Origin of the sequence: Streptomyces sp. NPDC057702 (genome assembly GCF_042799315.1) — a bacterium.
GTDB lineage: Bacteria > Actinomycetota > Actinomycetes > Streptomycetales > Streptomycetaceae > Streptomyces.
Genome location: NZ_JBHVJC010000019.1, coordinates 118,927 through 132,614 on the forward strand (window position 1 = coordinate 118,927; position 13,688 = coordinate 132,614).

Here is a 13,688-nt window from a genome sequence, read left to right on the forward strand (position 1 = left end):
CATGAGGGTGGGCAGATAGAACCATCTTGCCGTACGCGTAGAGCTGGGCGAAAACGAGTAAGGTCCCCGCTCCCCAGCCCCTCGCCACGGCCGCGCGCCAGCCTGATCGACAGGCCCGGCGCGAGCTGTGCGCGCCACCCGAAACGGCGGCATCCTGCCTGGTCAGCGGCCTAAGCGGCGGGCTCGTTCGACCGCGCGGTCTTCTTCCTGCGCACGAGGACGACCGCGGCGCCACCGACGAGGACCAGCCCGCCCGCTATGCCCGCGATCAGGGCGACGGGGCTGCTACTCCCGGTATCGGCCAGGTCACCGTCGCCCTGCGCGGCCATCTCCCGCGGGACGTCGTCCACCGGGGTGGGGCTCGGCCGCGAGGCGGGGCGGTTCCCGCCCCCCGCGGCGACGGTCGCGTCGGCGGCGCCCGGGGTGTCGGGGTCCGTGGCGGAGCGGTCCTCCGCGCTCACGGTCCGGCAGTCCAGTGCCCCGGCGAACGTCTTCTCGAAACCGTCCGGCCCGGTCAGCGCGAACCGGTACGCCCGGTCCTCGCGCGCCGGCACCGTCACGACGGCGGACCTACCCGGCGCGACCACGTACTCACCCTGCGCCAGCGTGTAGGGGAAGCGCGCGTCTCCCTTGTTGGCGACCGTGACGTCCACGCCGCCCTTGGCGCAGTTCGGCCTGGCCGAGACCGCCGGGATGGCGCCGGTCCTGGCCCAGTTGGCGCCGGCCCGGGCGGAGACGGTGCTCTCGCTGGAGCTCGCGAGGATCTGCGTCTGGCTCTTGGCGTGCTGCCCGACTCCGGAGAAGGTGCGCCCGACGGGCACCTTGGTCGCCGCCTCCACTGTCAGCCCCGCCGTGCCGTCCGGCGATCCCGGGGGGACGTCGAGGAAGAGCCTGGTTCCGTTGGTCGCGCGGGTGATCGGCTTGCCGTCGGCGCCGACGACCCTCACTCCCGAAGGCACGGTCGTCGTGGGCGGGGCGATGGTGACGCCGCTCGCGTTCGTCCTGACCGTCACCGGGCCGAGTCGCGTGCCGGTCTTTCCGGCGATCGCGGGCGGGTCGAGGGTGAGTGACGCCCTGGGTTCGCCCACCCGTCGCGCCGCCTTGTGGAGATAGTCGGCGAGTTTCTCCGCTTGCGGGTGTACGGCATCCACTTTGATGTGGTCCGAGTAACGCCAGATGGCCACCTGCGTACCGGCTGCCGCCGTCTTCTCACTCAACGTGCCCGTTCCGGCCGCTGCGGCAAGCCGGTCGAGATCGTTTATCTGCGGATAGGAGTGCTGGAGAATCCAGCGAATTTTCCCCGCGTCGGGATTGTCGTGGAGCGAAGAGGACTTCCAGGGCACTTCCTGGTACTTCGCCTGGTCCTGCGTCGGGTTGTGGATGTCGATGCTGTAGCTCTGGAGCGTGCCGCCGTTCTCGACGGACATCTCGAAGAGCCCGGCGCCGATCTTCCCTTCCTTGCCAGGCTCGCGGATGACCGCCCGGTCGAAGGTCCTGAGCCCGTCGAGGGTCGCTGTCGCACCACCACGGTAGACGGGCACGTCGTCCGCCGTGGCCGGCCCCGCCACGGTCACCACTCCCACCGCGGCGAGCCCGGAGGCCAGCGCCGCGGCGGCAAGGCGGCGGGTTCCCCGCCTCGTGACACAAAGCATGGATTTTCCTTCCAGGGCAGACACGAGCGGCCTACCGGCGGCGTCGCTCCTGATGGCGAACTCGAAACTCGGAAGCCCTCGTTGCTACGGACGAAGATCCTAGATACGGGGCGCACCCGGACCCCCTGATAGCCAGCCTCGGCCACCGATCCGACTCGGAATCGTTATCGGAGTCAGGGTTCGACGATCGGGATTATCGACAAATCCCTGTGGATTCATGGGGCCGTTGGGCTCATAGCAGAGATATCCGACATCACTTCCGCACCCGCTTCCGTGGCCACCGCCGCCGCGAACGGTTCAACTCCCGTTGACACGGCCGAAGAGGGAGATTCAGATACTCCGCTCGCCGCCTTCCTGGCCTGTGCGACGCGGCGGAAGGCCGATGTTCCACGTGTCAGATCGTGCCCGACGGCGAGCGCGTCCAGGTCGGCCGAGAACCACCACTTCCCCTCCCGCTCCTGTTCGTTCACGCGCAACCTGCCGCGCACGATGAGGGGGTCGCCCAGCGACACCGAGGCGGCGACGTTCCCCGCCAGCCCGCGCCAGGCCCGCACCGTGTAGAAACTCGTCCCGCCGTCCGTCCACCGCGTACGACCGCGATCCCAGCGCCGCGAGGTGACGGCGAGCCGGAACCGCACCACCGCGACCCCCTCCGTCGTCTCCTTGTACTCGGGCCGCGTCGCCACGTTGCCCACCGCCGTCACTTCGGTCTCGTTCATCCGACCCACGACTCCTTCTCGCTCGTCCACTCGTCCGTCACCGCGCGAACGGCCCCCACACGCTGGCTCCGCCCCCTCGCGCCCACATCCCGCACCGCGAACCCACCCACCTCACCCACGCCGTGGCCACGCGCTCGCGCGCCCGTCAGCCGTCCGGTCCCCTCCCGTACGCCATCGGGCCCCACCAGGAGCACGCCAGGCCCACTTCACGCTCGGCCAGGGCGGACCGCCGCACAGCGCCACCGCACTACGTCACCGGGGTGGCCCTGCCGCGACACAGCACGCGCCAGGGCCTCCCCCGTCACCCACCGCTCACGTGGCACCGCTCGCTCTGTGCTCCACCGGTCGCGTGCGCCGCAGGTGATCCCATAGTGAGCGCGCCCCGAGATCCCCGCTGAGCCATGTGGACAGACCACGACCTGTGGATAACTCCCTCACCCGTTCGGGGAGCTTGTGCGCACGGGAGGGGGCTGGCGTGGCTGTGCTCTGGCCCGGATCTCCTCGTGTCCCGGTGGTCCGCACGGTCGGACCGCATACCGCGCCGCCTCGCGGACGTGCGAGGCATGCGGGGGGGTCGGCTCGTCAGCCGGCGTACCGCGTCTCCCTCGCCGATGTCAGACCGCTCGACGTAGGCTCCGTACCGGCGCCGAGGACACCAGTGCCCGCAACTCGGTTCGCCCCCGCTCCACGACATCCAGGATCTCGGCTGGACGGGCATCGGGCGGCAGCGGTGTGTCAGCCATCAGGTTGAACATCGTGTACGGCTTCTCCAGCCAGCGCCGCAACGCCCGCCAGTGCTGGGTCCGATCCGGGGGCAACGCTGGATCCCAGGGGTGGGCGGCGTAGTTGGTGCGGTCCTCGCCGTAGGCGTACAGCAGGCCCGAGCGGCGGACCAGGCACGGGAAGCAGAGGCCGCAGTGAGCCAGGCGCGAGGTGCCGGGCTGATGAACCGGGGGTGTGCCGCAGCTCAGCGTGGCCTCCACCACCTCCCGGGGCAGGTGGGCGTCTCGCGCTACCGCGCACACCTGGCCCTTGGTGAACGCGGCGAAGGGGTTGACGACACGGACCGCGAGCTCGGGTGGTCGTGCTGTCTCCTCGATGACCCGGTTGAGGTGGGACAGCGTGAGCGGGTGCACTGACCTGGTGGAGCAGGCGCCGACGCGGGCGGCGGACAAGGGCGGGTTGAGGGCGAGTTGGCCGTTCTCGGGAAGGTGGACCACGGAGACCCGCTCGGCCGCGGCGGCGGAGACGGCGGTGGCCGCGTACAACAGGCCACGTGATCGAGTGGAGCGCTCCAGACGAAGCGTCGTGCCCTTCGGTCTACGGACGGTCTGGCTCAGCTCGATCCGGCGCAGTGTGCGCTTCCCTCGCTGACACACCGCCCGGTAGAGCTCGCCCTGCAGTGCCTCGAAGTTTCGCTCCTGGAAGGTGACCAGCAGCATGGAGCGCGAGCTGGGGACGACGGCGCGCTGGACCGCCCAGCCCAGGGAGTCAAGGCCGCCGGAGAAGAGGGCCACTTCCCGCGCGTAGTCGTCGGGGCCGAAGGGCAGCGGTTCGCGTCGCGCTCGCCCCGCAGTGTCGAGAGGCCGGAAATCGACCTCCCAGCGGTCACCCGTCACTGTGGCGAGCAGCGCCGTGAGGTGGGGAAGCGCACGGCTCCACGCGGCCGGATCGGCGACGGGCACACACAGCCGGATGTGCCGTGTCCAGCGGTCGAACGCCACCGTGCGGGGCGTGCGGCGATCGGCGGCGAACACGGCCCGGGCGACGCGTTCGAGGTCGCTCGCCCAGTCCGGGGCGGTACCGAAGAGCTGACGTTGGTCGGCTGTGCGCGCCGGCGACTCCCAGTAAAGGTCGTCGGCCAGGGGCTGCCAGGGTGACGCGGGTGGCGGCGCGCCCTGGTGGGCGAGCCAGAAGTAGTGGACCGCTGTCGTGTGCTTCACGTGGCGGGCACCTCCTCGCCGGTGGCCGGTTCGTACACGGAGCCGGAGGCCAGGCCGAGCGCCGCTCCGACGGTTCGCGGGAGCAGGTCGCGGGCGACCCTCGCCAGCGAGCCGCTCGCCGAGTTGTCCGGAGCCACGCGCCCGTTCCTTCGCTCCGCCCCGTCCGCGAGGTGGGCCTCCTCGCACGGGTTGGGCAGCAGGCGCAGCACACGTTCAAAGACCCCCCGCGCGACGTGGTCCTCGGGGTCGAGCAGGGGCAGCGCCGGGAGGACGAACGTGACCTTCTCGGCGATGACGGCACGCAGGAACTCGGCCACGACACTCGCGAAGAACCCCTGGTAGAGCAGGCAGAGCAGGTCGCCCGTCCAGCCGGAGCCGTCGGCGGCGAGCGCCTCGGGATGGAGCCGGCTCACCTCGTCCGCGGTCGCCACGGCGGCTCGCCGTACGGCCGCGTCCGTGATCGTGCCGCCTGTGCCACCGACGACCGTTGAGACGTAGCCGACGAACGCGGTACGCGGGTCCGTGTCGGCGCGGAGCACATCGGGTATCGCGTCGAGAGCCTCATCCCGGGGGCCGCCCGTCGCGCTACCGGTGGCAGCCAGGGTGGTGGTGCGTGCCAGGGCTCCCAGCAGGGAGCTCACCCGCTCGCCGGCCGCGTACGTGGCGTCGTACAGGCCGAAGGCCGTCGGGTCCGCACGGACGGTCCGGTGAAGCACCGCCAGGTAGTCGTCGGCGATCGTGTCCAGCTTCGCCGGGGCGCCTGGGCGGTCGTGGCGCCACGATGACAGGCGCCTGGCGACACGACTCCACTCCCCGGCCGTCGTCCCGGAGCTGCCTCCAGGGCCTGGCCACCGTGCCGACGTACCCACCTGGCACCCCCCTGACCGGCCGGCACGACAGCCACAGCGCCGTCAGCGGCCGACTCCTTGATCCAGGAGAACAGGCGCCGTCCCGGTGTCGACAGGGCGCGACTCGGCCAAGCGCGAGCCGTCCACCGAAGTGACGAGACGCCACCGGTGGGGGCTCGGGGGCTGGTGAGGAGAGGCACGACCCCCGAATGGTGGGGTCCCGGCACGTGTGCGATCACGAGACAACTCGTCTCGGCGGGCTTCCATTTCGTGCTTCCGTCACGCTCCATGCGCGCTGACGCGTCGGCACTGGTGATGTCCGGCCCCGCTCCGTCGTCGGGCGGGGACGCCGCCCTCCGTGCGGGGCGGGCCATCAGGTCGCAGGAGGTGAACGGGCGGTTCGGCTGTTCACGAAGCCGCCCATGGGACGTTCACGTGACCGTGGGGCCTCGTTGGACGGATCGGTGTTCGCGTGGCGCGCTACTCACCACAGCCAGCCAGCACCCAGAACCGCTCGAATCACTTCTCCACCGTGAGGAGTTAGCGGCGCTATCGGGAGGCCCTGTGGACCTGACGAGCCCCTGCGCGGGACACCTCACACAGGGGCCGCGCGGAATCCGGCGCTGCGATCCCCGTCGGCTGGTGACGGGCTCCGCGTCACCAGCCGGCCTGGCCTGAATCGACTGGCGCACACGCGCCCCCCCGGGGGGCACACATGAAGATCGACGGGCCCCCCGGAGCGCCGGCCCGCCGCCCCCGTGGGCGCGCCCGGAGTCCGTGGGTGGCCGCCGGCCCGCATGGGTGGCCGTCGGCCCGCACCCCGTCCACGGCTCGCGTCGAGTGCGGCGCCCACTTCGGGGTCGCGCCGGGCTTGGTCGGGGGCTCTCGCTCGCTCCGCGTCACACAGCTCGCGCTTACACCGCCGCTACGCGGGCCTCGCTAGCGTGCCTCTGACCAGCGCGGACGGGGGCTCCCGGGGGAGGGCGGGCGGTAGTCGGGCGGAGCGTCGCGCGGCTGGTGTTGCTGGCGGGGCGCTTGGCCTATGAGCGATGTGCTGAGCCTCACGCGAGAGCCTCACCGGCGTTTGCGCTGGTGAGGCTGGTTGTGCGCCCCCGGCAGGACTCGAACCTGCGGCCAAGCGCTTAGAAGGCGCCTGCTCTATCCACTGAGCTACGGGGGCCGGTTGGTGGCCGCGAACGGCCGGTGGAGCCCCTGGGGCCTGCGGGTCCGACCGTTGGGCCGCTGTGCCGACGGCCGTGCGGGGCGGAACCGTGACGTTGCCGGGTCAAGGATAGGGCTCCGTACGCCTCGTCCCGGTTGCTTCACCTCCGTGGCACGTTGTGGAGGTTCCGTGAAGCGATGCCGATAATCGCAGGCGAGTACGAATCCTGCACGGCTTTTCGCGGATCGGCGGGCGGGTGTTGTGCAGTCGTTATGCCTGCGGCTCAGTCCTCCCGCCGGGCCCCTGCCCCTTCTGCGGTGATCCGGGTGGGTCTCATCGGCGCGCAGAGAGGGCTATACGCTTCAAAAGCTAAGCAAAATTGGGCATTGTTCCCATGTGGCGACCTTGGACGTACGGCCCCGACTGCTCGACGCGCTGTCCGCACTGCGTGACCGTGTTGACGCCACACGCTTCCCGCTCCCGCTTCCCGGCGCGGCGCGCGCCCGACGCAGCCGTGCCGAACTCCTCGCCCAGCTTGATGACTACGTCGTGCCCCGGCTGAGCGCTCCCGAAGCGCCTCTTCTCGCGGTGGTCGGCGGCTCCACCGGGGCCGGGAAGTCCACGCTGGTCAACTCGCTGGTCGGCCGGCGGGTCACCGCGGCGGGGGTGCTGCGCCCGACGACGCGTACGCCGGTCCTGGTGTGCCATCCGGACGACAGTCACTGGTTCTCCGGCCGGCGCGTCCTGCCGCACCTCGCCCGCGTGTGGATGCCGGTCCAGGACGGGCCGCCGGAGTCGGGCCACGCGTCGTACGACGGGGCGGTCGAGCGCGCGGCGGTGGTCGGGGGACCCGTGGGATACCGGGTGGGGGACGGGCGTGAACCGTACGAGCGGGCGTATGAGACGTACGACCCGTATGGCGCGGGCGGGGCACGTGGGGCGTACGGGGGTTTGGGGGCGGTGGGTGGTCTCGGCTCCGGCGTCGGCGCGGGAGGCGGGATCGCCGCTGGTGGGGGCGTCGACGGCGGGATGTATGACGCTCTCGGGGGCCGGGGAGGGTACGGCGGCTTCGGGGCGTACGGGGGCTACGACGCCTATGCGGATCGTGGGGGTTACGGCGGTCGCGCGGGCTCGGAGGGGTACGGGGGTTATGGGGATAACTACGAGGGTTATGGAAGGCGCGGGGGTGACGGGGGGCTCGGGGAGGTGGGTGGGTCCGGGGCCGGTGGGGGCTACGGGGCCGAGGAGCCGTATGACGCGTTGGTGGACTCGTTGCGGCTGGAGGTCGATCCGGCGCTGCCGCGCGGGCTGGCTCTGCTCGACGCGCCGGACATCGATTCCCTGGTCGTCGAGAACCGTGAGCTGGCCGCCCGGCTGATCTGTGCCGCCGACGTCTGGGTGCTCGTCACGACGGCGGCACGGTACGCCGACGCGGTGCCCTGGCACCTGTTGCGGACCGCCAAGGAGTACGACGTGACGCTGATCACCGTGCTCGATCGGGTGCCGCACCAGGTGGCGCTGGACGTCACCCGCGAGTACGCCGCGCTGTTGGAGGAGGCGGGTCTGGGCGGTGTGCCACGGTTCACCATCCCGGAGTTGCCCGAGTCCGCGGGCGGCGGCAGCGGGTTGTTGCCGGCCTCGGCGGTGGCGGCGTTGCGTGACTGGCTGGCGCGGCGGGCCGAGGACCCGGTGGCTCGGGCGGCGGCTGCCGCGCGTACCGCCGAGGGGGCCATCGCCGCGCTGCGTACCCAGTTGCCGGCGCTGGCCGCCGCGGCGGCGGCCCAACACGCCGCCGCCGTGCGGGTCGCCCAGCGGGTGGACGACGCGTACGCGCGGGCCGAGGAACGGGCGCTCCAGGAGATCGCGCGGGGCGCTCCGCTGGCCGGGGACGCGCCCACGCACTGGCACTGCTTCCCCCGTGACAGCGCCCCCGGCACGTTGCTCGACGCCCTCACCGCCTCCCTGGCGACCCTGCTGACCTGCGTGATCTCCGCCGCCGACGCACAGATCGCGGCGGCCGGCCACCACGATCCGGCGGGCGAGGCGACGCTCGCGCCGCCGGACGCGGCGGGCGTCGCCGGCCGGGCGGGCGTGGCGGCGCGGCACTGGCGGCGCTGCGTGGAGGAGTTGGCCGAGGAGCGGGCGGGGCTGGCCGAGCGGCCCGTCACGCCCGACCCGGAGGTGGTCGCGGCCCTGGCGGCCACGGCGTTGCTCGGCGGCCGTCGCGCCCCCACCGCTGGCGAGCGGCTCGCGGACGCGCTCGGCACACCCGGCGCGCAGCGGCTGCGGGACGCCGGGCGGCAGCTGCTGGAGGAGTGCGTACGACGCGTCCTGGACGCCGAGCAGGAACGGTCGCTCGCCCCCCTGGACGCTCTCGACATCACGGCGGAGCAGCAGGCCGACCTGATCGCCGCCCTTTCCGTATTGCGGAAGGAACACCCCCGTGTGGCGGCCTGGTCGCCGACACGGCACGAATCTGAGCGCAGAGAGAGGTGACCGAGATGACGGCCACGGAGCCCGGCCCGGAGACCGAGGCCGACCACGTCCCCACGGGGCACGCCGAGCACGACGGGACCGGCGCGACGGGCGGGGCCCGTGGGGCCGGCGGCGGCACGGCACCGGCTCCCTCCGGTACGCCCGACGCGGGGGTCGGCATCGGGGACGGGGCTGGGGTACGTGGTGGGGGTGACGGCTTCGCCGGGGGCGGGGCCTGGGCTGGGGCTGGCGGGGGTGGCGTGGACACGGGGGGCGGTGGGGTTGGTGGGGCCCGCGCCGCCGTGGCGGGGAACGGGGCTCGGGAGGTGGCCGGTGCGATCGATGCGACCGACGGCGTCGCTGGGGCCGATGTCGAGGGCGAGGTGCGGAGGGACGCCGACGCGGTCGGCGGGTTCCACGACGCCTGGCGCGGGGTCGCGGCCGAGGGTGGGTCGGAAGTCGGGGACAGGGCTGGGATGCCCGGCATGGGTGACGGCTTCGGCCGGGTTGGTGTCGGAAGTGAGGTGCGTACGGGGGGTGCCGGGGCTCGTGTGATCGGTGGTGCGGGCGAGGTCGAAGGCTGGGCAGGGGCGGAGGGCGGTGCGGAGTGGGTGGGCGCGGGAGAGGGGCGGGGTGGGGCTGTCGGAGGCGGTGGTGGCGTACGTGGTGTGGGTGGTGTGGGTGGCGGTGGTGGGGACGGTCGGGGTGAAGGTGCTGGAAGCGGAGAGGTTGGGGCGGTGGATGGGGTGTATGGGGTGGAGGTGGTGCGTGAGGAGGTGGCGGGTGGTACGGGTGAGGTGATGGGTGCTACGTGGGAGTCCCCGCCCGAGGTCGGGAATTCGGTCGGAGCTGGCGGGGCGCCGACGGGGTTCGGGCAGCCGCCCCGGCACTCCTGGGACGACGGGCTGATCGCACGCCGGGCCCCCGCGTCGGTACGTACGCGCGGAGGCGCGGGAAGCGGAAGCGCGGGGAACGGGGACGTGAGGGCTTCGGGCGCACCGGCGCGTGGGGCGCGGGCTGGGGCTGATGCGGGTGTGGTGGCCGGGGCTGGGGCGGGGGCAAGTGGCGGCTGGGGAGCAGGCGTTGCGGCGGAGTCGGGGCGTGCGGCGGGGGCAGCGGATGCGACGGGGACGGCTGATGTGACAGGGGCGGCTGAGGCGGGAGAGCCGGGCGCCGCAGTCGCGAGGGCGGGTGAGGCGGGTGAACTGGGTACTGCGGTCCCGGGGGCGGGTGGCCCGGATGCGATGGGTGACACGGCGGGGCGGGGCGGGGCGGAGTACGCCGGCGCCGCGACGGGCGGGGGCGCTGGGGGTGTGGCTGGTGCGGCGGGCGGCGGGATCGCGACTAGCGCCGCCGGTGCGGTGAGCGGCGGAGTCGCAGGCAGTGCTGCCAGCGCGGTGGGCGGCGGGACCGCAGCCGGAGCCGTCGGTGGAGTGGGCGGCAGGGCCGCAGGCGGAGCGGTAGACGTGGGTAACGAGGCTGCGGGTAGTGCAGCGGACGTAGTACGCGGCGGGCCCGCAACCAGTACGGCCGGCCTGATGGACAGCGGAGCCGCAGGTAGCGCCGCCGGCGCGGGGGGCAACGGGATGGCAGGCGGCACGGCCGACGTGGTGCGTGACGGGGCCCCAACTAGTACGGCCGGCCTGGACAGAGGGCCCGCGGCCGGTGCTGCCTCAGCCGTGAGCGGCGGAACCCTGAGCAGCGCCGCCGGCGCGGTCGGCGACGGGCCCGCACGCGGCACGGCCGACGTGGTGCGCGGCGCGGCCCCAGCCAGCACGGCCGCTGTGGTGGGCGACGGGGCCGCAGGCAGAGCGGCAGACGTCGTGGGCGGCGCGGCCCCAGCCAGTACGGTCGGCCTGGACAGCGAGCCCACAGCCGGAGCTGCCTCAGCCGTGAGCGGCGGAACGCCGAGCAGCGCCGCCGGCGCGGTCGGCGGCGGGCCCGCACGCGGCACGGCCGACGTAGTGCGCGGCGCGGCCCCAGCCAGTACGGCCGCTGTGGTGGGCGGCGGAGCCGCAACTAGTGCCGCCGCCGGTGCGGGGGGCAGCGGGATCGCAGGCAGTGCTGCCGACGTGGTGCGCGGCGCGGCCCCAGCCAGCACGGCCGGTGTGGTGGGCGACGGGACCGCAGGCAGAGCGGCAGACGTCGTGGGCGGCGCGGCCCCAGCCAGTACACCTGGACCAATGGACGGCGGTGCCGAAACCGGAGTCGCCGGTGCGGTGGCCGACGGGGCCCCAGCCAGTACGGCCGGCGCGGTCGGCGACGGGCCCGCACGCGGCACGGCCGACGTAGTGCGCGGCGCGGCCCCAGCCGGTACCGCCGCTGTGGTGGGCGGCGGAGCCGCGGTCGGTACGGCTGGCCCCATGGGTGGCGGCGACGCTGGCGGGGCCTCGGGCCGTGGCGCAACCGGGGCCGACGGGTGGGGAGTTGCCGGGGGCGTGGAGGCGGTGGGGAGTCTGGGCGGCTCAGCGGGGTGGGGAACGACAGGCGGCGCGGGCACGGTGGCCGGCTCGGCAGGACCCGGGCCCGCGCGTGGTGCGGCGGAGGGGGGAGCCGCGGAGGGCGCGAGGGACGCGGCCCGATCGGCAGAGGCCGAGGCCACGGGCGACCCAGCGGAACGGGGAGCCGCGCGGAACCCGTGGGCCGCCGCGAACGGGTCAGGCGCGGAAACCGCGCCGGGTCCAGCGGACTCGCCGGACCCCACGGACCCGACGGACCCCACGGACCCCACGGACCCGACAGGCTCCACTGACCGAACGGACCGAACGGACCGAACGGACCAAACAGGCCGAACAGACCCAACAGGCCCAACGGGCTTCACGGGCCCGACGCGTTCGGTGGACGCGCTGGCAGGCGGCGGCGCGGGGGGACGGGGGGACGGGGGACGCACGAGGTCCGCGGCGCGCGCGACTGGCCCGGGGGCGGCGGCGGGCCTGACCGGTCACGCGCCAGTCGGAGAACCCACGGGCGGGGGCGACGGGGAGGCCCCGGGGGCCGCGACGGGTGCGGATGCGTATGCCGTGGGGGCGGCGAGGGTTACGGGAGAGGGCGGGGCGTGCCGGGGTGCGGCGCTTGGAGATGCCGCTTCCGCGCGCTGGGGCGCGGGCGGCACCGGCGGGGCTTCGGCGAACGCCGAGAGCGCTCCGGCGAGGGCGGGAACGCTCGCCGATAACGCCGACTTCGACACGTACGCCCTGGCCCAGGCCGTGAGCGGGCCCGATCGCGCCGTGGTGGCCGACGGTGGTGAGCCCTCGGCGGCGTCCGGCAGGACAGGCCCCGCCACGACGTACGACATGACGGGCGGGGCGGGCGCGACCGACACGAAACCGGCCTACGACGCTCGCGGCGTGACGGGCACCAGCGCGGGATACGCGCGCGGTACCTCACGCGCCGACGCGGCGTACGACGCTCGCGGGACGACGGGCGCGGGTACGGGCGCGAGGCATGACGGGCAGCGTGTGGCGGAGGCCGCCCCGACGCACGGTGCGTCGGGCGGGGCGGGCCCGCACCCGACGGTCAGCGCCGGCGTCGCGACCAGCGCTCACGGGGCGTACAGCGCGCGCTCCACGGCCGACCCGGTGGCCCCGACGTCGAGGCCGGACCCGACGTCCAGCGCGAACGACACGACCAGCGCCGACGGGGAACCCGGCACGCACGGCGTCGCCGGCACGACAACCCCGACGAATCCGAACCGGGCGGCCAGCGCCAGCGACGCGACCAGCGCTCACGGGGCGTACAGCACCCGCGACATGACCGACTCGGCGGCCTCGCCGTGGGGTCAGGGCTCGGCTTACGGGGCGCGTGGGGCGGCGGGGTTGCGGGGGCGGTTGGTGGCGTTGCGGGAGGTGGTGGGGCTCTCGCGGAGTCGGGTGGACGGGCGGACGCTCGCCGAGGCCGAGAAGGTGCTTGACCAGGCGGCGGCGCGGGATCGGTACGCGCGTGGTCACACCGTCGTCGCCCTCGCCGGCTCGACCGGGAGTGGGAAGTCCACGCTGTTCAACGCGCTGGTGGGGGCGCCGCTCGCGGAGGCGGGTACGCGGCGGCCGACCACCTGCGCGCCGCTGGCCTGCGCGTGGAGCGACCGCGCCGACGGTCTGTTGGACCGGCTGGGCGTCACGCTCGCCGATCGGCACCGGCCGGCTGATCCGGCCGACCCCGCGTTCGCCGGCCTCGTACTGCTCGACCTGCCCGACCACGACTCGGTCAGCGTGGGACACCGGGCGCGAGTGGAGCGGCTGTTGGGGCTGGTGGACGTGATCGTGTGGGTCGTGGACCCGGAGAAGTACGCGGACGCCGTGCTGCACGAGCGCTATCTGCGCCCGCTGGCCGGGTACTCCGAGGTGATGGTCGTGGTGCTCAACCAGGTCGACCGGTTGCCGGGCGACGCCGCCGACCAGGTGGTGGACGACCTGCGGCGGCTGCTCGACGAGGACGGGATCGCGCTCGGCGAGCACGGCGAACCGGGTGCGGCGGTGCTGGCCCTGTCGGCGCTGACCGGTGAGGGCGTCGGGGAACTGCGGGAGACGCTGGGGCGGTTCGCGGCGGACCACGGGGCGGCCGAGCGGCGGCTGACCGCCGACGTCGACGGGGCGACCCTGCGCCTGCGGCCGGCGTACCTGACCGAGGGGCGCACCGGGTTGAGCGAGCGGGCCTGCGAGGAGTTCGAGGACGGTCTGGCGGACGCGGCGGGCGTGGTCGCGTTGGGACAGGCGGCGGAGCGTTCCTGGCTGCGGGAGGCGGCGTACGCGTGCGGGACGCCGTGGGCCCGGCTGTTCGACCGGCGCGCGGGTGGTTCGCGCGCGCCGGTGTCGCGACGCCGTGCGGGTCGGCCGCCGTACGGGGCCGCCCCGCCCCACCCCCACCCCCTGGGCGGGGCCGCTCTCGCCCCC

At 74.1% G+C, this 13,688-nt stretch carries 6 protein-coding genes and 1 tRNA gene; 2 read left to right on the top strand and 5 right to left on the bottom strand.

Features of this window, described 5'->3' with window-relative positions:
* Positions 1–170 precede the first annotated feature (170 nt).
* The 5 genes from ACFVFR_RS16775 to ACFVFR_RS16795 all read right to left on the bottom strand — a co-directional run bounded on the left by ACFVFR_RS16775 (position 171) and on the right by ACFVFR_RS16795 (position 6,342).
* Positions 171–1,652, bottom strand: a complete 1,482-nt coding sequence (locus ACFVFR_RS16775) for a TQXA domain-containing protein (protein WP_383702105.1) — start codon at positions 1,650–1,652, stop codon at positions 171–173.
* A 215-nt stretch (positions 1,653–1,867) separates the two neighbouring features.
* Positions 1,868–2,371, bottom strand: a complete 504-nt coding sequence (locus ACFVFR_RS16780) for a single-stranded DNA-binding protein (RefSeq protein WP_383702107.1) — start codon at positions 2,369–2,371, stop codon at positions 1,868–1,870.
* 614 nt (positions 2,372–2,985) lie between these two features.
* The gene (locus ACFVFR_RS16785; RefSeq protein WP_383702109.1) at positions 2,986–4,314 is read right to left on the bottom strand and encodes a hypothetical protein; all 1,329 of its coding nucleotides are present in this window, start codon (positions 4,312–4,314) and stop codon (positions 2,986–2,988) included.
* Entirely contained in the window at positions 4,311–5,030 is a 720-nt protein-coding gene (locus tag ACFVFR_RS16790) for a hypothetical protein (RefSeq protein ID WP_383702111.1), read from the bottom strand. The genes ACFVFR_RS16785 and ACFVFR_RS16790 overlap by 4 nt, the downstream gene beginning before the upstream one ends.
* A 1,239-nt stretch (positions 5,031–6,269) precedes the next feature.
* A tRNA-Arg gene (locus ACFVFR_RS16795) sits at positions 6,270–6,342 on the bottom strand.
* A gap of 378 nt (positions 6,343–6,720) precedes the next feature.
* Between ACFVFR_RS16795 and ACFVFR_RS16800 the strand changes: the two genes are divergently transcribed.
* Together ACFVFR_RS16800 and ACFVFR_RS16805 are read left to right on the top strand one after the other, a co-directional pair.
* Complete coding sequence (locus tag ACFVFR_RS16800) at positions 6,721–8,820, top strand: ATP-binding protein (protein WP_383702113.1); 2,100 nt, start codon at positions 6,721–6,723, stop codon at positions 8,818–8,820.
* A 3,728-nt stretch (positions 8,821–12,548) separates the two neighbouring features.
* Positions 12,549–13,688: GTPase (locus ACFVFR_RS16805; protein ID WP_383702115.1), on the top strand; the 1,140-nt coding region annotated here is incomplete at its 3' end.

What these genes read in the sequence shown, in the direction of transcription:
- ACFVFR_RS16775 (WP_383702105.1), bottom strand. Translation starts at nt 1,652, where the DNA reads ATGCTTTGTGTCACGAGGCGGGGAACCCGCCGCCTTGCCGCCGCGGCG.
- ACFVFR_RS16780 (WP_383702107.1), bottom strand. Translation starts at nt 2,371, where the DNA reads ATGAACGAGACCGAAGTGACGGCGGTGGGCAACGTGGCGACGCGGCCC.